The organism is Myceligenerans cantabricum (genome assembly GCF_054777735.1).
Genome location: NZ_BAAHAJ010000002.1, coordinates 1 through 18,909 on the forward strand (window position 1 = coordinate 1; position 18,909 = coordinate 18,909).

12 protein-coding genes are annotated in these 18,909 nt (G+C 72.7%); 9 read left to right on the forward strand and 3 right to left on the reverse strand.

Annotation, left to right across the window (positions count from 1 at the left end; translation table 11 throughout):
- The first annotated feature begins 556 nt into the window (after nt 1-556).
- Nucleotides 557-2,140: a ricin-type beta-trefoil lectin domain protein gene (locus ACYU96_RS01560; RefSeq protein ID WP_460748443.1), complete on the forward strand. Its 1,584-nt coding sequence runs from the start codon at nt 557-559 to the stop codon at nt 2,138-2,140.
- Nucleotides 2,141-2,167: 27 nt separating this feature from the next.
- Here the strand turns inward: ACYU96_RS01560 and ACYU96_RS01565 are convergent, their stop codons facing one another.
- Nucleotides 2,168-5,116, reverse strand: coding sequence for an FtsK/SpoIIIE domain-containing protein (locus ACYU96_RS01565; protein WP_460748446.1), 2,949 nt, complete (start codon nt 5,114-5,116; stop codon nt 2,168-2,170).
- A gap of 303 nt (nt 5,117-5,419) precedes the next feature.
- Here ACYU96_RS01565 and ACYU96_RS01570 point away from each other — a divergent pair, with 303 nt between their 5' ends.
- A complete protein-coding gene (locus tag ACYU96_RS01570) occupies nt 5,420-6,232 on the forward strand; it encodes an ABC transporter ATP-binding protein (RefSeq protein ID WP_460748449.1) in 813 nt (270 codons plus the stop codon).
- Nucleotides 6,229-8,877, forward strand: a complete 2,649-nt coding sequence (locus ACYU96_RS01575; protein WP_460748452.1) for an ABC transporter permease — start codon at nt 6,229-6,231, stop codon at nt 8,875-8,877. Before ACYU96_RS01570 ends, ACYU96_RS01575 begins: the two co-directional genes overlap by 4 nt.
- Nucleotides 8,878-9,059: 182 nt before the next feature.
- Here the strand turns inward: ACYU96_RS01575 and ACYU96_RS01580 are convergent, their stop codons facing one another.
- Both ACYU96_RS01580 and ACYU96_RS01585 read right to left on the reverse strand, forming a co-directional pair.
- Nucleotides 9,060-10,415, reverse strand: coding sequence for a sensor histidine kinase (locus ACYU96_RS01580; protein ID WP_460748454.1), 1,356 nt, complete (start codon nt 10,413-10,415; stop codon nt 9,060-9,062).
- Nucleotides 10,416-10,419: 4 nt separating this feature from the next.
- Nucleotides 10,420-11,103 carry a response regulator transcription factor gene (locus ACYU96_RS01585; RefSeq protein WP_192862964.1) on the reverse strand — a complete coding sequence of 228 codons (684 nt, stop codon included), beginning with the start codon at nt 11,101-11,103 and terminating at the stop codon, nt 10,420-10,422.
- A 172-nt stretch (nt 11,104-11,275) separates the two neighbouring features.
- On the opposite strand from ACYU96_RS01585, the gene ACYU96_RS01590 reads away from it, so the two are divergent.
- From ACYU96_RS01590 to purE, 6 genes are all read left to right on the forward strand, one after another.
- Nucleotides 11,276-12,613 (forward strand): sensor histidine kinase, encoded by a 1,338-nt coding sequence (locus ACYU96_RS01590; protein WP_460748458.1) that lies wholly within the window; start codon nt 11,276-11,278, stop codon nt 12,611-12,613.
- The gene (locus ACYU96_RS01595; RefSeq protein WP_460748461.1) at nt 12,610-14,187 is read left to right on the forward strand and encodes a sensor histidine kinase; all 1,578 of its coding nucleotides are present in this window, start codon (nt 12,610-12,612) and stop codon (nt 14,185-14,187) included. Before ACYU96_RS01590 ends, ACYU96_RS01595 begins: the two co-directional genes overlap by 4 nt.
- Nucleotides 14,184-14,885, forward strand: a complete 702-nt coding sequence (locus ACYU96_RS01600; protein ID WP_460748464.1) for a response regulator — start codon at nt 14,184-14,186, stop codon at nt 14,883-14,885. Before ACYU96_RS01595 ends, ACYU96_RS01600 begins: the two co-directional genes overlap by 4 nt.
- A 349-nt stretch (nt 14,886-15,234) precedes the next feature.
- On the forward strand, nt 15,235-16,938 hold the full coding sequence (locus ACYU96_RS01605; RefSeq protein ID WP_460748467.1) for a LamG domain-containing protein: 1,704 nt from the start codon (nt 15,235-15,237) through the stop codon (nt 16,936-16,938).
- 93 nt (nt 16,939-17,031) lie between these two features.
- The gene (locus ACYU96_RS01610; RefSeq protein ID WP_460748470.1) at nt 17,032-18,318 is read left to right on the forward strand and encodes a 5-(carboxyamino)imidazole ribonucleotide synthase; all 1,287 of its coding nucleotides are present in this window, start codon (nt 17,032-17,034) and stop codon (nt 18,316-18,318) included.
- Between the two features lie 26 nt (nt 18,319-18,344).
- Entirely contained in the window at nt 18,345-18,833 is a 489-nt protein-coding gene (gene purE / locus ACYU96_RS01615) for a 5-(carboxyamino)imidazole ribonucleotide mutase (protein ID WP_460748702.1), read from the forward strand.
- Nucleotides 18,834-18,909 lie beyond the last annotated feature (76 nt).

Below are 18,909 nucleotides of genomic sequence, written 5' to 3' on the forward strand. Positions count from 1 at the left end.
GAACCAGCACCATCCGACTCCGCGCCGCTACCACACGCCGCCAACATCAGACCCAGCACAGCGACCGAAGCCACCACGCCTGTCGACTTCCGATTCACTCGCATCATCGAGCCCTGAGCCTTCCTTGGGTCGTACAAGGGTGTGACGCCGGACGGCTGTGAGGCAAAGGTGCTTTCCGTCAGATGTCGCCCGGCGACCGGTCGGATCCCTGTGGACCCGTGACCTGCCTTACATGCAACGGCCCGGCAGGCAGGGTGTCAATCGGAGAACCTCTTTGACGCCGGACTGTGATCGGAAGGCGATTTCCTGCTCGCGTGCTCGCACCGCGGCTTCTTCTGCGAACCCTCGGGTGGGGCCGGTAGGTGGTTTCCACACCATCCACAGGCCGCTGTTCAGCGGGGATGACGCCGTCGCTAACATCGCCGGTGGCCCTCATGAGATGCGTGCAAAGGCGTGCGTATCGATGGTGCGCGGGCACCCCGACGTCGTCGTGTCCCCGTTCACCACAACCCCCACACCCATGGCCGTCCGCGGCCTCAGAACGAGGGAGCAGCAGATGCCCACATCGTCGAGCAGATCCGGTCGCAAGCTGATGACAGCGGTGACGTCGATCGCCCTGGCCGCGGGAACCGTGGTGGCCGGCGTCGCCTTCGTCGGAGTCCCGGCCACCGGTGCCGAGTCGCCCACACCCGAGCCGTCGGTGGCCGACGCGCTCGGCCTCCCGCCCGAGCAGGTCGAGGCGTTCGAGCGCGACCTCGACCTCGCACCCGAGGAGATCCCCGAGCGCCTCGCGCTCGACGCCCGGACCGCGGGCATGGAGGAGCAGTTCACCGCGGCTCTCGGCGACGACTACGCGGGAACGTGGGTGCCGGACAGCGCCGACGACGTCCGTGTGGCCGTCACGACGAAGGCCGCGGCCAAGCAGGTGCGCAAGGCTGGGGCGGACGCCGTCGTCGTCGAGCACGACCTCGACGAGCTCACGGCGTGGAAGGACGCGCTCGACGACGCCGTCGCTCCGGACTCGGTGCACGCCTGGTACGCCGACCCCGTGACGAACGCCGTGGTGATCGAGGCCGCGGACACCGCCGCGGCGAGGGAGCTCGCCTCCGAGGCGGGCGTGCCGGCCGACGTCCTGCGGGTGGAGAAGTCCGACGTCGCGCCCGAGCCCGCGCGTGACATCGTGGGCGGCAACGAGTTCCACCGCCCCACCGGTGACGGCTACGTCACGCTGTGCTCCGTGGGCTTCGCCGTCACGGGTGGGTTCGTGACGGCCGGGCACTGCGGCAGCACCGGGAACGCGGTCAACGCGCCGGACGGTGCGGCACTCGGCAGCTACGCGGGCTCGCAGTTCCCGGGGCACGACTGGGCCTGGGTCCGGACCAACGGCAACTGGACGCCGACCGCCGCCGTGAACAACTACTCGGGCGGCAGGGCTGCGGTCGCGGGGTCGAACGAGATGCCGATCGGCGCCGCGGTGTGCCGCTCGGGGCGGACGACGGGATGGCGCTGCGGCGTGATCCAGGAGAAGAACGTCACCATCAACTACGGGAACGGTGACATCCCCGGCATGGCCACGGGCTCGGCCTGTGCCGAGGGCGGCGACTCCGGCGGTTCCGTGATCTCCGGTGACCAGGCGCAGGGCGTGACGTCCGGGCGGATCGGCGACTGCTCGAGCAACGGCCGGTTCATCTACCAGCCGATCAACCCGATCCTGAACAACTACAACCTGAGCCTCACCACGACCGGCGGCGGGGGCGGCAGCGGGCGACCGATCGTCGGCTACCAGAACAAGTGCATCGACGTCCCGAACTCGAACTTCTCGGACGGCGTCCCGCTGCAGCTCTGGACCTGCAACGGCACCGCCGCGCAGCGCTGGACCTTCCACGGCGACGGCACCGTCCGTGCCGGCGGCCTGTGCATGGACCTCGCCTGGGGCGACCCGGCGAACGGCACACCGGTGCAGATCGTGAACTGCAGCGGCAACATCGCCCAGCAGTTCGTGCTCTCCGGGGCGGGCGACCTCGTGTCGGTGGCCGCGAACAAGTGCGTCGACGTCCAGGGCTGGAACGGCAACGACGGAACGCGGCTCGTGATCCACGAGTGCCACGGTGGCGCGAACCAGAAGTGGTGGCTCGGCTGACCACCTGTCCGGTTGCGCGGCACGGCCTCAGCCGGACCCGCCGGCCCGCATGACGGGCTTGGACCGGTTCGGCTGAGCCGGCCCCACGACCTGGCAGAGCACCGTCTCGGTCCGGCCGCACCACGCGGCACGCCCGGGGACGCCGCCGGATCCCGCGAGGGGTGCTGGGGCGCCCAGGGCGATGTCGTCGGCGCGGTCGCGGCTCAGCATGACGAGCCGTGGCCCGACGCCGCAGGCGTGCACGGCCGCCGGGTTGCGGGTGGCGACGGCGACCGGGACGCCGGGCGGAGGTTCCCAGCCGGGGCGGGCCGCGCGGACCGCGTCGAGGTCGTCGATCAGCAGGAGGTCCGGGCCGGCCGCCGGTGCGGGAGGTCGCGTACCGACGTCGGTCAGGACCAGGCCGCGGTCCTTCACGAGGGCGGTCAGCGGGCCGTCCTCGGAGCCGGTGGAGAGGGCTGCCTGGACGGTCATGCCGCGGGCCAGCGCGGCCTCGCCGAGAGCGGCGAGCGCGGTGGACCGGCCCGATCGCGCGCGGCCGACCACGGCCAGGTTTCCCTCCGCCGGATCCCAGTGGACCGCCGTGCGACGCTGCCGTTCGGGGAGGTCGCCGAGGGCGAGGGGGAGGCCCGGCTCGCCGGTGCCGGCGTGGCCGGCCACGCCGGCGTGCGACACGTGGTCCGGGAGCGGCGGCAGCCAGAGCGGGGCGTGCCGAGGCGGATCGGCCCAGGTACTCCGGACCGCCGCGACCAGGTCGGCCGCCGGCTCCGGGCCGGCCGTCGGCAGGGGGGTGCCCGCCGCCGGTTCAGGCGCGGGTACCGGCTCGGGTGCTGATACCGGGTGGACGGACCGGTCGGGTCGTGCCCGTCGGCCGAACGGGACGGCGCGGCGTACCGGTGTCGTCGCTCCGGACCTGCCGGTGTGGGCGCACTGGAGCACCACGGGCGCGTCCGAGCCGATGCGCAGCACCGCCCGGCCAGGCCGATCCACCGGCAGGGTCGCCGCATCAGCGCAGCCGACGACGTCGCGGGACTCCAGCGGGTCGGTGACCCGGAGCGCGAGCCGCGCGGTGACGTTCGCCCGGACGTCGGTGCTGACGGCACCGGCGGGCCGCTGGGTCGCGAGGACGAGATGCACACCCAGGGACCTGCCCTGGGCGGCGATCCGGACCAGTCCGGGCAGGAAGTCGGGCAGCTCGTCGGCGAGCGCGCGGAACTCGTCGACCACCACGACCAGCCGTGGCAGCACGCCGGGCGCGAGTGGTGCGATGTCCGCGACCCCGTGCTCGCCAAGGAGCACCTTGCGGCGCCGCAGCTCGGCCTGCAGGCCGGTCAGCGCCCGCGCGGCGAGCGCCGCGTCCAGGTCGGTGACCTGGCCGACGACGTGCGGGAGGCCCGTGAGCCTACCGAGGCCGGCACCGCCCTTGAAGTCGACGAGGCCGAGCGCCAGGCGGTCCGGCGGATGCTGGAGGGCGAGCCCGAGCACCAGGGCACGTAGTACCTCGGACTTGCCCGAGCCGGTGGTGCCGGCGACGAGCAGGTGCGGTCCGTCGGCAACGAGGTCCCAGGTGACGGTGCCGGTCGCGGTGCGGCCGAGCGGGACCGCCCAGCCGCCGGTGCGGGGCTCCGGACCACCGGTGAGCCGACCTCCGGCGTGTGGCGCACCTCCGGTGAGCGACGGACCACCCGTGTGCGGCTCGCGGAGGCCGTGCAGGGAGCCGAGCGGCACGTCGTCGGGCAGGTGCGCGCCGGTGGTCGCGCCCTCGCCGGTGGTGAGCGCGGGCACCGTGCGGCCGAGGTGCCGGGCGCCGGCCAGGCGCCGCGCGAACCGTTCGGCCCACTCGGTGGTGACGCCCACCAGCGGCCGGGTGTGGTCCCGTACCTCGGGGCCGGTGACGTGGAGCTGCCCGTCCCGGACGGCGACCACGGTGCGACAGCCGTCGGTGCTGCCGACGACGACGGCGGTCGCCCCCTGGGCGACGGCACGGCGCGCGGCGACGTGATCGGCGGGGGAGCCGTGGTCGACGACGAGGACCGCGGCGCCGCCGACGGCCGCATCGGCCCCGGGTGCGCTCGCCTCCTCTGCCGCGAGCCAGCGGCACCAGGTCCAGCTCCCGGTCGCGCCAAGGACCCGGACGGGCCGGCCGCCGGTGGCGAGGTCGGCCACGATCGCCCGGGCCACGGCCCGAGCAGGTTCGTCCGGGCCGACGACGGCGACCGACCCGTCGCCGAGCAGCCCGTCCCACAGCCCGCCCGGCCACCCGGTGGGAACGGTGCCGGTCTTCGCCCAGGCGGCGCGTGCCCCGCGCCAGGTCCCGGGCGCAGCCTGCTGTGCCGCGGTCGCGAAGGCGAGCAGCGCCGCGGGCCCGGCCCGGTGCGGTCGGGCGCGGCCCGGCGCCGCAGGGGTGGCGCGCCGGCGCAGCGCCTGGGGGAGCAGTGCGGCGATGCCCACCAGCGCGAACAGGGCGAGGGCGGGCTGCCGCAGCACGACGGCCAGGCTCACCGCGACGAGTGCGGGCAGCAGGCCGAGGGCCCAGGCCGGGTCGGCCGCCGTCCGTGGTGGAGCCAGGGTCCGCGCCACCCCTCCCCGCCGCAGACGCAGGCCGGTCCCGCGTCTCGAGGTTCCGGCGGTCAGCGACCGCACGCCGCGCAGGACGCCGCGCGGTCCGTCCACGGTGACGAGGTCACCCGCGCGCGGTCCTGTGGCCCGGGTGAGGACCCAGGGACCGCGGAGCACGGCCGCGTCGTCGTCCCCCGGGTCGGTGCGCCGGCGCGAGAGCGTCAGGGTGGCGCCCGGGAGCAGCGGTCGTTCTCCGGCGCGGCAGTCGTCGGGGACCGGCGCGCCGTCGGCGAGGAGGGCGCCACGGCGGAGCTCGGGGCGGCGCACGAGCGCGGCGAGCGGTTCTCGGAAGGCGGTGGGCGGGACGCCGTCGGACAGCTCGACGTCCTCCCCGGGGTGCACGGTCACGCGGACGGACATGCTGCCCACGCTGCCGCACGGTCGTGCGGGCCGCGCCGTGGAGCGCAGGGTCCTGTGCGCAACCCGGGACCTCCACAGGCGCGCGTCGGCGTCCGTGCCGCACGACGCGGTCGTCCCGGTAGCGCAAGGCTGTTCTCGGGGGGACCACTCAGGGCCAGGGGCCCACGAGATCAGGGTGGTGTACGACCCAGGTATGACAGAGCCGGCGCACAGGACCATCCCGTCGCCTGACGCGGCCTGACCTGCTGATCCGTAGATTCTTTGGTGTACCTGAATCATCCGTTCCTCCCAAGGAGATCCACTGTGGACACCACCGTGTACGTTCCCGTCGACGGCACCCGTGCCGTGCGGGCGCGCGACCTCACCAAGACCTATGGCTCGGGCGAGGCCGCCGTGCACGCGCTCGCCGGGGTGGACGTGGACTTCGCCGCCGGCGAGTTCACCGCGATCATGGGCCCGTCAGGCTCCGGCAAGTCGACCCTGATGCACCTACTCGCCGGGCTGGACACCGCGACGGAGGGACAGGCGTTCGTCGGGACCACCGATGTCACCGCACTGAACGACGCCGCCCTGACCACGCTGCGCCGCGAACGTGTCGGCTTCGTCTTCCAGCAGTTCAACCTGCTGCCGATGTTCACCGCCGAGCAGAACATCACGCTCCCCGTCGAGCTCGCCGGCGGGACCGTGGACCGGCAGTGGTTCGGGACGCTGGTCGAGACGCTCGGCCTGTCCGAGCGCCTGACGCACCGTCCGGCCGAGATGTCCGGCGGTCAGCAGCAGCGCGTCGCCATCGCCCGCGCGCTCATCGCGCAGCCCGACGTCGTCTTCGCCGACGAGCCCACCGGTAACCTCGACTCCCGCTCCGGTGCCGAGGTGCTGAGCTTCCTGCGCCGCTCCGTCCGCGAGCTGGGGCGCACCATCATCATGGTCACGCACGACCCGGCCGCCGCGGCCTACGCCGACCGCGTCGTCCTGCTCGCCGACGGCCGCATCGCCGGAGACATCACCGACCCGACGCCGGAGTCGGCGCTGGCCGGCCTGGACGCGCTGCGCACGCTGGAGCCGAACGTCTCGACGGGCACCATGCCGGTCGTCCCCGGGGCTGGTGCACGATGACCACCACCACGACAGCACGGTCCACCGGAGCGGCGGGCACCTCGTCCGCCGGCCCCGTGGTGGGGCCGCAGAAGCGCAACCACCTGCCCACGGCCCGCTACACGATGGCTCAGATGCGCCGCAACACCGGGCGCCTGACCGCCGCCGGCATAGCGATCGCGATCGGCACGGCGTTCGTCGCCGTGACGTTGCTGGCCGGCAACCTTGTCACCCGCATCAACCAGGACACCGTCGCCGCGAGGTACGCCGACGCGGACGTCGTCGTCACGACGAGCGGGGATGCGACGCGCCAGGACCTCGAAGCCGTGCGTGCCGCCGACGGCGTCGCCGCTGCCGACGCCGTCCAGAGCGCCTACGTCGACCTCGACAGCGGCGACGGGTTCGCCTTCAGCGAGGCGATCGCCCGGTCGCAGGACGACCGGCTCGTGCCGCTCGAGCTGGCCGAGGGCAAGTGGCCCTCGGAGAGCGGCGAGATCGCGGTGCCCGGCGAGCTGGCGGAACGCCTGGAGGTGAACGTCGGAGACGAGCTCGACGTCCAGTACTGGGTGACCACCGATCTTGAGACGGGTGAGGCCGAGGAGGCCGCCGACGCCGTCCGGGTCTCCGGCATCACCGACGATCCGTACAGCGCGTACGCGATGAGCGGCGGCGCGATCGTCGCCATGCCGCAGGACATCGAGGAGTGGACCGAGGAGTACCTGGCCGACGGCGAGCCGGTGGAGATCGCCGCGATCCTCGATCCGTCCGTCCTCTCCGGCGGGGAGCCGACGCAGGAGACGCGTGACGCGCTGGCGTCCGCCGTCGTGAGCGAGGGAGACACCGAGGTCCAGACCGTCGCGGAGCGCGCCGAGGAGATCTCGGCCGCCCAGATGGGCGGCACCAACCTCGTCAACCTGATCTTCGTCCTGGCCTTCGCGGTCGTGGCGCTCGTGGTGGCCGGGCTCGTCATCTCGAACACCTTCCAGGTGCTCGTCGCCCAGCGCACCCGGACGCTGGCTCTGCTGCGTGCCATCGGGGCACGCAAGGGCCAGCTCTACCGGTCCGTGCTGCTCGAGGCGGCAGTGCTCGGTGTGCTCGCCTCGCTGACCGGCCTCCTCTTCGGCCTGCTGCTGGTACAGGCAGCACTGTCCCTGCTGCCGCAGTTCGACGTCATCGACATCCCGCTGCCGACCACCGTGCCGGTCTCGCTCCCGGTGGTCCTCGTCCCGATCGCCGCGGGCACCCTCGTCACCCTCGTGGCGGCCCTCGCGCCCGCCCGCAACGCGACCCGTGTCGCACCGCTCGCGGCGCTGCGGCCCGCCGTCTCCGTGAGCCTGCGCAAGGGTGCCGGACGGGTTCGTGCGGTGTTCGCGGCGCTGTTCATGCTCGGCGGGTTCGGCGCCCTCGGTCTCGGCACCTGGCTCGGCATGAACGACCAGGTCGAGGCTGGGCTGCTGCTCGCGGTCGCGGGTGGTTCGCTGTCGCTGATCGGCGTGATCATGAGCGCCGTCTTCTGGCTGCCCAGGGTGGCGGCCTTCTTCGGCCGGCTCGTCGGCAGCACCGGGGCCTCGTCCCGCCTGGCCGCTGCGAACACGCTGCGCAACCCGCGCCGCACGTCCGCCACCGCCACGGCGCTGCTCATCGGCGTCACGCTGATCATGACGATGACGACCGGCGCGGCCGCGGCACGGAACACCGCCAACCAGTCGCTGGACGAGCAGTTCCCGATGGACATCCTGGTGATGGCCGGCGGCGCGGAGCTGTCGCAGGACACTCCCGCCCGGCTGGGTGAGATCGACGTCGTGGACGGCGTGGCGCCGATCAGCGCTGCCGACGTGACCCTGGAGGGGGCCCCTGGCGGCGACCTGCCCTGGTGGCTGAAGGGCGCCGAACCTGCGGAGCTGCGCGACGCGCTGCGTGACGAGAGCGTGGCCGACACGATCGCACCCGGAACGATCCTGCTCTCCGAGGGCACCATCGACGAGCTCGGCATCTCGGCGGGCGACACGATCGACGTCGCCGGGCAGGGCGAGACCGTGCAGCTCACGGTGGCCGTCGCGACCACCGGGTTCGACGGGTTCGTCTCCCTGGACGACCTGACCCGGATCGCTCCCGAGGCGCAGCTCGGCGAGGTGTGGGCGACGCTGGACCCGGAGGTCGACGGTACGACCGGCCTCGCCGACGTCCAGGACTCCCTGAACGACGAGAGCCTGTACGTCCAGGGCCCGGTGGCCCAGCGCGCGACGTTCGAGCAGGTCATCAACATCATGCTCGGCGTCATCGTGGGCCTTCTCGCGGTCGCCGTGGTCATCGCCGTCATCGGTGTCGCGAACACGTTGTCGCTGTCCGTGATCGAGCGGCGTCGCGAGTCCGCGACGCTGCGGGCCATCGGCCTGAGCAAGCCCCAGCTGCGGGGCATGCTCGCCGTCGAGGGCATGCTGATCGCCCTGGTCGGAGCGGCCGTCGGCATCGTGCTCGGCATGCTGTACGGCTGGGCCGGCGCCGCCAGCGCGCTCTCCATGATGGGCGAGGTCCAGTACACGGTCCCGTGGTTCGAGCTGACCGTGGTGCTGGTCGTCGCGCTCGTCGCGGGACTGGTCGCGTCGGTCGCCCCCGCCCGCACGGCTCTGAAGGCCTCTCCGGTCGAGGCTCTCGCCTCGGAGTAGCTGGTCCGGCGAGATCGGTCCGGCGAGATCGGCCGCCGGGGCACGGGTACCGACCCGCTGCCTCGGCGGTCTCGTCGGCTCAGGAGCGGTGCGCACCGGACGTCGTCCGGAGGCGGACCCGGTCGGCCCGATCCGTGCAGACCGGTGCGTGCGTTCGGGCCGGTGTGCTCAGGCCGGTGCGTTCAGGCTCGGCCCCAGCGGCGGCGCTTGCCGTTCTCCTGCGACGACACCGTCGACCCGACCGGGAGCACTGCCTGCGGGTCGTAGGTGCGTGGCACCCCTGCCAGGAACACGGAGAACACGGGCGGAGTGCGCTGGCTGAGCTCGAGCCGGCCGCCGTCGGCGGTGACGAGGTCGCGGGCGAGCGCGAGGCCGAGCCCCGTCCCGTTGCCGGACGTCACGCCGCGCTCGAAGATCTGGCCCACCATGTCCTCCGGGACGCCGTCGCCCTCGTCGGTGACCTCGACGGCGACCATCCCGCGCGTCCCGGACGGCCGGGCGCGCAGCGTCGTGGTGCCGGCCCCGTGCCGCAGCGAGTTCTCGAGCAGGGTGGACAGGGTCTGCGCGAGGGCGCCGGGGGTGGCGAGCACGCGTTCGTCCGGCGCCATCTCGACGACGAGGGTGCGGCCCTCGGCGTCGAACGTGTCGCGCCACTCCTCGTGCTGCTGCCGGAAGACGACGGCCAGGTCGACGGACTCCGTGGTGCCGCCCTGCGCCTTGCGGGACCGGGCGAGCAGGTCGTCGACGACGCCGACCAGCCGCTCCACCTGCTCCAGCGAGATCCGCGCCTCCTCCTGCACCTCCGGCTCCCCGGAGGTGATGGTGATCTCCTCCAGCCGCATCGTCAGTGCGGTCAGCGGCGTGCGGAGCTGGTGGGAGGCGTCGGAGGTGAACTGCCGCTCGACGGCGAGCCGGGCGGCCAGCCGGTCCGAGCTGCGTGCCAGCTCGGCGGCGACCAGGTCGATCTCCTCCACGCCGGACGGTTCGAGACGGGGCCGGACCTGCCCGGCGCCGAGCTGCTCGGCGGCTCCCGAGAGGTATACGAACGGTCGCGAGAGACGTTCCGCTTGCCAGGCCGCGGTCACCGACCCGGCGGTGAACGCCGCGGCGCTGCCGATCAGCATGAGGAAGACCAGCTGACCGGCCTTGATGTAGGCGGGCCAGGCCGGTACCTCGATGGTGACCGCCGTGAACGGCGAGGTCTGGGTGCTCCACGAGGCGTCGATCGTCGGACCGGTGGGCTGCTCGCCCTCTGCGAGGAGCGTGCCGTTGGGCAGGCTGACCGTCACATAGGCGGGGGTCTCGGTCTCCGCGGGCTGGACGCCCTCGGCGAGCAGCTTGTCGGAGAGCTCGCCCTGGAAACCCACGACGGACGCCTCACGGGCGACGTCCTCCGCGAAGGTGACGGCCCGCTGCTCGATGCGCTTCACCTCGGTGTCATAGACGAACCGGGCGCCGAAGATGGCGAAGGGCACACCGAGCAGCAGGACGGCGACCGCGACCGCGACCATCGTCGCTTGGACGATGCGGTGTCGCATGTGGCTAGCTCGCTCCGATCTCGAAGCGGAAACCGAGGCCGCGCACGGTGGAGACGTAGCGCGGGGCGTTCGCGTCGTCGCCGAGCTTGCGGCGCAGCCACGACACGTGCATGTCGAGCGTCTTGGTCGAGCCGACCGGGTCCGAGCCCCAGACGTCCCGCATCAACGTGTCGCGGACGACGACGGAGCCGGCGTTCTGCACGAGCACCCGGAGCAGGTCGAACTCCTTGGTGGTCAGGTGCAGCTCACGGTCCCCCTGGAACGCGCGGTGCGCGGAGACGTCCACCCGGACGTCCTGCGCGTGCAGCTCTTCCTCCTCGCCCGTCTCGCCGTGCGTCCTGCGCAGCAGGGCCCGGACACGGGCGAGCAGCTCGGCGAGCCGGAAGGGCTTGGTGACGTAGTCGTCGGCGCCGGCGTCCAGGCCGACGACGAGGTCGACCTCGTCGGCGCGAGCGGTGAGCACGAGGACCGGGACCGTCAGGCCGCTACCGCGAATCTCTCGCGCGACATCCAAACCGTCCATGTCCGGCAAACCCAGGTCCAGGACGACGATGTCCGCACCGCTCGCGTGCTCGATCGCACCTTTGCCGGTTCCTTGCGCGACGACGTCGTAACCTTCACGGGTGAGCGCACGCGCCAACGGCTCGGCAATGGCCGGGTCGTCCTCGGCTAGGAGTACGTGAGTCATTACGCCATGGTAGGGCATAACGCGCGTCCTGGCTGCAACGAACGAGGTACGGCGCGCGGTTTGACGAATCGGTTCGGTAACCCTTCACGAACCGCGCAAAATCTCCGCTGCCCAGGGCAAGTGCTACCACGGTATGACGCGCCGGTCAACGGCTACGCCTACGCTGGCGACCGTGGAGAGCCCAAGCCTGTACGAGCGCCTGTCGGGGTGGTTCGAGCGCCACCGGTTCGCGACCGACGCGGCCGTGGCGGTGGTTCTCGGTGGCTTCGTGCTCGTCACCGTGGTCAGCGCCGCCGAGGCGATGGTCTGGGCGTCCGGTCTACCGGGATGGTTCCCGGCCGTGTGGTCCGCACTCATGATGGTGCCGATGGCCTGGGTCCGGACCCGGCCGGTGGCCTCGACAGGGGCGATGCTGGTCCTCGCACTGACCCACATGGGGCTGGGGGTGCCGGTCATGATGCCGGTTGACCTGATCCTGCCCTACTCGCTCCACGGCTTGACCGCCTACGGCCCGCGCTGGGCGCCGCGGGCGGGAATCATCGCGGCGGCGAGCGGCTGCCTCCTGCTGTTCGTCCAGGTCAGGTTCTGGTTCGGCGCGGGCGACTCGGGCGCCGCCGAGGTGATCGCGATCGGTGCGTTCCTGATCTTCGTCGCTGCGTGGGCGCTGGGTCTGTTTCGTCGGTCGCGGCGGGCGATGCTGGATGCGTTGCGTGACCGTGCTGATCGGCTGCAGCTCGAGCGTGATCAGCAGGCGGAGATCGCTGCTGGTGCGGAGCGTGCTCGGATCGCTCGGGAGATGCATGACGTGGTGGCGCACTCCTTGTCGATCGTCATCGCGCAGGCCGACGGCGGCCGCTACGCCGCCCGGTCCGACGTGGACGCGGCCGGCCGCGCGCTGCACACCATCGCCGAGACGGGCCGCGCGGCCCTCGCCGACATGCGCAAGATCCTCGGGGTGCTGCGCGCCCCCGGGGAGACGGCCCCCGCGCGCGGGGTGTCCGGCGCGCGCCCCGGGGGTACCGCGGTGGACTCCGCCCCCTCGCCGATCGCGCCCCAGCCCGACGTCACGCAGATCGAGGCCCTGGTCGAGCAGACACGTTCCGACGGGCTGCGCGTCTCCTACGCCCGCGTCGGCGCGGAGCGCCAGCTTCCGCCCGGCATCGGGCTCAACGTCTTCCGGGTCGCCCAGGAGGCGCTCACGAACGTGCGCAAGCACGCCGGGCCCGACCCCCGCGTGACCGTCCTGGTCCGCTGGGGTGAGCGCGAGGTCGAGCTGGCGGTGTCCGACGACGGCCGCGGGCTCGCTTCGGGGACTGTTCCCAGCGCGCCCGGGTCCGGGTACGGTCTGGTCGGGATGCGGGAGCGGGCCGAGCTGTTCGGTGGCGAGCTCACCGCCGGCCCGAAGCCGGGTGGCGGGTTTCGCGTACGGCTCGTCGTCCCGGTCCCTGCCGCGCAGCCCGACACCGATGCCCTTCCCTCGCCCCTCACGTCCACGGACCAGGAGTCATGACCGAGACCGCAGCGGGTGGCATCGCCTCCGTCGAGTCCACTGGCGCGTCCGCCGCCCGCACCCCCGCCGGGCCGGTCGGCGGAGCGCTCGACGACATGACCCGGAGCACGCCGGCCCCCCGCGGGGAGGCGCGTGCGGAACGTCGCAGCCTGTACGAACGTGTCACCGGGTGGTTCGACCGGCACCGGTTCGGCACCGACGCGACCCTGGCGGCCTGCGCCGCGTTCTTCACGATCAGCGGCGGCGCCGCGAGCTCCGCGATGGTCCCCTACGGCCAGCAGGGCCTGCCCGCGTGGTTCCTCGCGGCGTGGGCAGGGCTCATGACGGTGCCGTTCGTCTGGCTCCGGACCAGGCCCGTGGCCTCTGCCGGCGCCCTGTTCGTGCTCACCCTCGTCCACGTCGCGATCGGCCATCCGCTGGTCCTGCCCATCGACCTCCTGCTGCCCTGCTCGCTCTACGCGCTGACGGCGTACGGGCCCCGCTGGGCGCCCGGTGCGGGCATCGCCGCGGCGGCGGCCGGGTGCACCGCGTTCTACGCGGGGATGCACCGGATCTACCCCGACGACCCCTACGGGAGCGCCGTGGCGGCAGCGGTCGCCGCGTTCCTGATCTTCGTCTCCGGGTGGGCGCTGGGTCTGTTTCGTCGGTCGCGGCGGGCGATGCTGGATGCGTTGCGTGACCGTGCTGATCGGCTGCAGCTCGAGCGTGATCAGCAGGCGGAGATCGCTGCTGGTGCGGAGCGTGCTCGGATCGCTCGGGAGATGCATGACGTGGTGGCGCACTCCTTGTCGATCGTCATCGCGCAGGCCGACGGCGGCCGCTACGCCGCCCGGTCCGACCCGCGGGCCGCCGAGCGCAGCCTCTCGACCATCGCCGAGACGGGTCGTGCGGCCCTCGCCGACATGCGCACGATCCTCGGCGTGCTGCGCACGAGCCCCGCACCGGGCGCACCCGGTGCCGGGACAGGGCGGCACCGTCCCGGAGAACCCGCCGCCGGGGCGCCGCCGGCGGGACGTCGCCAGATCCCCGGCTCGTCCGTGCCCGGCCCGGACGCCGCCGCACCGCCGCTCCTCGCGCCGCAGCCCGACGTCGCGCAGATCGAAGCACTCGCGGAGCAGTGCCGGGCCGAGGGGATGCACGTCTCCTACGCGCGGGTCGGCGAGGAGCGTCGTCTGCCGTCCGGTCTCGGGCTCAACGTCTTCCGGGTCGCCCAGGAGGCGCTCACGAACGTGCGCAAGCACGGCGGGCCGGACGCGCACGTGGCCGTCCAGGTCCGCTGGGGTGGGCGCGAGGTCGAGCTGACGGTGTCCGACGACGGCCGTGGCCTCGCCGGCGAGAGTGCTCCCAGTGCGCCCGGGTCCGGGTACGGTCTGGTCGGGATGCGGGAGCGGGCCGAGCTGTTCGGCGGCGAGCTCACCGCGGGGGCGAGGCCGGGTGGCGGGTTCCGCGTGCGGCTCGTCGTCCCGATCCCGCTCACGGACGCCGTCGGGCACTCCTGGCTCGCACCCGGCGACGTACCGGCACACGCACCGGCCGGAACGCCGGCCGGCACACCGAACGACGAGGATCCATGACCGAGACCGCCTCCACCCGCGTCGTCCTGGTCGACGACCAGCAGCTCGTCCGAGCCGGCCTGCGCATGGTGATCGACTCGCAGCCGGACCTGACCGTCGTCGGCGAGGCGGGCGACGGCGTCCAGGCGCTGCGCCTGCTCGCCGGCACGCCCGCCGACGTCGTCCTCATGGACGTGCGCATGCCCCACCTCGACGGCCTCCAAGCCACGGAACGCCTGCTCGGACCCGACGGCGGGAACGGTGCGGACGGCGCGCCGCGCGTCGTCGTGCTGACCACGTTCGACCTCGACGAGTATGTGCTCGAGGCGATCCGGGTCGGCGCGAGCGGGTTCCTGCTCAAGGACGCCCCGCCGGAGGAGCTGCTCGCCGCGGTACGCACGGTGCACCGGGGCGACGCGGTGATCGCGCCGTCGTCGACCCGGCGGCTGCTGGAGCACCTGGTGACCGCGCTGCCCGTGAACGACCCGCAGGGCGCGGAGGCGCACGCCGCGCTGGGTGCGCTCACCGAGCGGGAGCGCGAGGTGCTCGTGCTGATGGCGCGCGGACGGTCGAACCAGGAGATCGCGGCGGAGCTGTTCGTGGCCGAGGCGACGGTGAAGACGCACGTGGGAAGGGTCCTGGCGAAGCTGGGGGCGCGTGACCGGGTGCAGGCGGTGGTGACGGCGTACGAGACGGGACTGGTGCGGCCGGGGGTGTGAGGCGACCCTCGCCCGGGGAGAACCCGCGGCGTCGCAGGCCCCGTCCGAGGCCGGAGCCTGGATGTCGATGTTGACACTGTTTGCCCGTATGAGGGTAGGTTGTTGACCGGTCCGACGGCTCCGTGCCGTGTCACCCAGTTTGGGGTGGATGAGAGGGCGTCAGGCCATGTGCCTCTCTCGTTGGTTCGGCGCGAAGGGCGATCTGGCCGCAGAGCGTCCGTGCGTCCATGAGCTGGACCGCCTCTGTCTTTCGTGGCCTGCCATCGACTCTCCTGGAGGACCAGAAGTGCAACCACGTGTTTTCCGTCGTGGCGCGGGCAGTGACGACATGGGACGTGCGGCGTCGGTCGTGCTGGTCTCGCTCGCCCTGGTCGCCGGGCTGGCGTCGGCGCCGGCCGCTGCCGCCGAACTGCCCGCTCCACCGACGATCAGCAGCCCGACATGGCCAGAATCCGATCCGGCGGACCCCGAGGACCCCTGGCTGGACGGTGTGGGCGTCGAGGGCAGGTTCACCTTCTCCTCGACCGACCCCGACGTGGTCTCGTATCACTACGGCGTCAACGGGCCGCCGTCGGCGGAGAACGAGGCGGTGTCGGGTTTCTGGTTCGTTCCGCAAGAGCCCGGTGTCCACACGATCAGTGCTCGGGCCCTCAACGACTCGGGTGACAAGTCCAGCACGGCTACCTATCAGATCAGGATCGGATCTGGCCGTGCAGCCGTCAGCGACTGGACGTTCGGTGAGGACTCGACGCCCTACCAGCTTGAGGGGGATGCTCAGGCGGTCAGCCTGCCCGCCGGCGAAGGCCCGTCCGGCGCGGCGCTTGCCCTCGACGGTTACGGCGACGGTGCGACCTCGCAGGCGAGCGTGGACACGGAGGCCAGTTTCGCGGTGGAGGCGTGGGCCAGGTTGGATTCGCTTCCCGAGGGGCAAGGGGTGGTCGTCTCCCAGGGCTCATCGGACAGGCTCGCCTTCAAGCTCTACTACGAGCGGACTGCCGACGGTGGGCAGTGGGCGTTCGCTCGGTACGACGAAGAGTCCGACGGTGACGGGTACCGCGCCGTCGTCCATCCGAGCGCGGAGCCTGAGGTGGGCCGGTGGACACATCTCGTCGGGGTGTATGACCAGCTCGAATCGAGTCTTCGGATCTACGTCGACGGGATTCCCGGTGGTGAGGTCGCAATGCAGGATCCGGTGGGCGCCGAAGGTACCGTTTACCTCGGGCATGACCCGAGTGGTCACTGTCCGTCGGCGTTCGTGCACGGCCAGATCGACGGCGTGCGGCTCTACGACCGCCAGCTGACCAGCTCCGAGGTGGACCAGCACGTCTCGGACAGCCCAGAGCTGCGTCAGGCCGTCGCTTCGCGCTGGAGCTTCGAGGGCACCGCTCCAGGTGCGGCGTCAGTGACCAATGAGGTGTCCGGGGCACCGGACCTTGTCCTCGGCGGCGACGCGGTACCGGCGGAGGAGTGGTGGATCGGCATGCAGGCGCTCGACCTCGGGACGGCGGGCGGCTACGGCTCGTCGTCTCCGGCGCCGATTGACATGTCCGAGAACTTCACGGTCGCGACGTTCGCGAGGGCCGCGGGAGACGTCAACGTGCCGGCCACGTTGCTCAGTCTCACGGGCGCCGATGCCAGCGCTCTCGCGCTCCGGTACGTACCAGATCCGATGACACCGGAAGGTCAGGCAGCCGGCGCCTGGGAACTGCGCCTCCGGACTCCGGATGGATCGGTGCGGACGGCTTCCGCTGACGCCGGGTTCGTGGGCGCGTGGACACACCTTGCGATCAGCTACGACTACCGCACTCGTACGGCACGTCTCTACGTCGACGGCGTCAACGACGCGGGGACGGGCGTGGTCGAGGACGTGCGCTTGGCGGCCGACGTGCAGACGTTCGACCTCGGCCGCGGGAAGTTCGCCGGGGCGTGGGCGGAACCGTGGCACGGTCTGGCCGACGATGTCTGGTTGTTCGAAGGGACTCTGTCCGGCTCGCAGGTTGCTTCGCTGGCAAGCGGGTCCGATCTGCCCACGCAGGTGCCGGGCAGCCCGTGAGGGTGACGTCCGGGGGGCACCGGGAAGGACGTTCGCGGTGAGGCGCGGGGGCGGGCGCCTGACTCGCCACCGCGCCCGGTACCCTTGATCCACGTGACATCCCCCGTGATCGCCGTCGTCGGCGGCGGACAGCTCGCCCGGATGATGGCCCCCGCAGCCGCGGAACTCGGAGTGCATCTCCGCGTCCTCGTCGAGAGCCCCGGCACCTCCGCCGCTCAGGTCGTGACCGACGCGCCTGTCGGCGCCGCGTCGGACGAGGCCACGATCCGTGCCCTCATCGCCCCGCCCGGCGGCCAGGACCCGGCCGACGTCCTCACCTTCGAGCACGAGCACGTGCCGAACGCCCTGCTCACCGATCTGATCGAGCACGGGACGCCGGTGCGTCCCGGCCCGCACGCCCTCGTCGCCGCGCAGGACAAGATCGTCATGCGCACGCGCCTCGGTGAGCTCGGTGTGCCGTGCCCGCGCTGGCGCACGCTGCCGCCGTCGGTCGACGAGGGCAGGGCCGCACTCATGGAGTTCCTGGCCGACGTCGGCGGCGAGGCGGTCGTCAAGCTCGCCCGCGGTGGGTACGACGGCAAGGGCGTGCGTGTGGTCTCTGCCGCCGGCGAGGCGGACGACTGGCTCGTCGCCGCCACGGAGGGCGGGCCTCCGGTGCTCGTCGAGGAGAAGGTCCCGTTCCGGCGGGAGCTGTCGGCGCTCGTCGCGCGCCGTCCGTCCGGCGAGGTCCGCACGTGGCCCGTCGTCGAGTCGATCCAGCGCGACGGCGTGTGTTCGGAGGTGATCGCCCCCGCGCCGGGCCTGTCCGACGACGTCGCCGCCCAGGCCCGCGAGATCGCCGTCGCGGTCGCCGAGGGCCTCGATGTCACCGGCGTGCTCGCGGTGGAGCTGTTCGAGGTGCCGGTCGACCCGGCCGCCCCGGACGGCCCGACGACGGTCCTGGTGAACGAACTCGCGATGCGCCCGCACAACTCGGGCCACTGGACCATCGACGGGTCGGTGACGAGCCAGTTCGAGCAGCACCTGCGCGCGGTCCTGGACCTGCCGCTCGGTGCGACGGGCCCGGTCGCGCCGTGGACCGTCATGGTGAACGTGCTCGGTTCCGCCCGTGCGGAGTTGACCGACGTGCTTCCGGACCTGCTCGCGCGCTTCGACACCGCCCGGGTCAACCTGTACGGCAAGGGCATCCGCCCCGGCCGCAAGCTCGGCCACGTGAACGTGAGCGGCGCCGACCTGGACGAGGTGCGCGCCGCGGCCAGGGGAGCGGCGGCCCTGCTGATGGGGGACGACGACGGTGGCCGGGCGGACAGCACAGGTTCGAGGGCGGAGTCCCCCGCTCCTGTGGCCGGTCCCGTCGAGACGAAGGAGAACGCACTGTGAGCACCAACCCGCAGGTCGGAATCGTCATGGGGTCCGACTCGGACTGGCCCGTGATGCGGGCGGCGGCGGACGCCCTGGCCGAGTTCGACGTTCCGGTCGAGGTCGACGTCGTCTCCGCGCACCGCATGCCGACCGAGATGATCGACTACGGGCGTACCGCCGCCGGCCGTGGCCTGCGGACGATCATCGCGGGCGCGGGTGGCGCCGCGCACCTGCCCGGCATGCTCGCGGCCGTGACGCCGCTGCCCGTGATCGGCGTACCGGTCCCGCTCAAGCACCTGGACGGCATGGACTCGCTGCTGTCGATCGTGCAGATGCCGGCGGGGGTGCCGGTGGCGACCGTGTCGATCGGCGGGGCCCGCAACGCGGGCCTGCTGGCGGCGCGCATCCTCGCCGCCGGCGCGGACGAGGCCTCCGCGGCGCTCCGTGAGCGGATGCTGGTCTTCCAGGCGGACCTGCGTGACCTGGCGTACGGCAAGGGGGAGAAGCTCCGCGCCGAGGTCGCCGAAGGATAGCGCCGAACCGAAGCCTTAGCGATCGCGCGGGTAAGGGACCACGGCGAGGTAGGGGCGAGTGCTCACGTAGGGGCGT